The sequence below is a fragment of the Micromonospora sp. NPDC005173 genome, assembly GCF_040608515.1.
Classification (GTDB): Bacteria; Actinomycetota; Actinomycetes; order Mycobacteriales; family Micromonosporaceae; genus Micromonospora.
On the sequence record NZ_JBEXIK010000111.1, the window covers coordinates 1 to 1,303 of the forward strand.

1 protein-coding gene is annotated in these 1,303 nt (G+C 68.5%); it reads right to left on the bottom strand.

Features of this window, described 5'->3' with window-relative positions:
* Window positions 1-27: 27 nt before the first annotated feature.
* Window positions 28-1,167, bottom strand: a complete 1,140-nt coding sequence (locus ABZV00_RS37805) for an IS701 family transposase (RefSeq protein ID WP_355615467.1) — start codon at window positions 1,165-1,167, stop codon at window positions 28-30.
* Window positions 1,168-1,303: the final 136 nt, after the last annotated feature.

A 1,303-nucleotide genomic window follows, 5' to 3' on the forward strand; every position in this document is an offset into this window, starting at 1 on the left:
CGAAGTCGCGGCAGCGCCGCTCGGTGATCAGGTGTGCCAGCAGACGACGGGTCTCTGCGAGGGTGATGGGGATGAGGCCGTCGTCGCGGCGGTGTGATCTTTTCCCACTGCGGCGGCGGTGACCGCGAGGAAGGCGTGAGCGAGCATGGCCAGGGTGATGTGGCGGTACCAGGCGTCGTAGCGGCGGACCTGGTACTCGTCGAGACCGACTTGACCCTTGGCGGTTTGGAAGCATTCCTCGATGGCCCAGCGGCTGCCCGCGATCCTGATCAGGTGTTCGTCGGTGGTGTCGGCCGGGCCGTAGCAGAGGTAGTAGGCCAGCTCGGCCGGATCGGTGATGCTGCGTCGCACGAGCAGCCAACGGTGGTAGCCGTGCCCTGCGGTGCCGGTGTCCGGTAGGGTCGCGGCGGCCCAGTCGTAGAGGCGTTCGCCCTTGGCGCCGGGCCCGCAGCTGCGTCGTTTCCACGCCGGCACGGGTGCGGCCGCGGCCAGGGCGTCAGCGCGTGCGCTGCCGGTCTCGGTGGGGATCTTCTGCCGGCAGGCGACGGCCACGACATAGCCGATACGGCGCTGTTGCAGTGCGATGCGGAACTTCGAGTCGCTGCCGTAGGCTTCGTCGGCGGTGACCCACTTGGCCGGCATCTGCGCGTCCAGCGCTCGCCCGATCATCCGCAACGCCAGCTGCGGTTTGGTCGCGAACCGCACCGCAGCGCCGATGCCGGCCTCGGTGCGCCGCTCGGCGTCGTCACACCATTTGGTCGGCAGATACAGCTCGCGGTCGATCAGCGTGCGCCCTCGAGGGCTGGCGTAGGCAAGGAACACGCCGAGCTGGCAGTTCTCGACGCGTCCGGCGGTGCCGGAGTACTGCCGCTGCACACCGGCGGACTTGACGCCCTTCTTGAGGAAGCCGGTCTCGTCGACGATGAGCACACCGTCGGGGTCGCCGAGCTGCTCGGCGACGTAGCTACGCAGATCGTCACGCACACCGTCGGTGTCCCACCCCGAGCGGTTGAGCAGTGCTTGCATGCCGTCCGGGCTGACGTCACCGGCGGCCTCGGCCAAGGTCCAACTGTTCTTGCCCGCGAGAGGCGACAACAGGCCCAGCACATACGAGCGGGCACGACGGCGCGGCTCCACCCGGCCAAACCGGCCCGCCACCCGGGACATCAAGTCGTCCAGGCCAACAGACCATCCCTCAAGATCGCTCACGGTCACGAAGCCGGAAGTCTACAGAGGACGCTTGACCGACCGTCACGGACTCCGCTGGCACACCTGATCACCGAGCGGCGCTGCCGCGACTTCA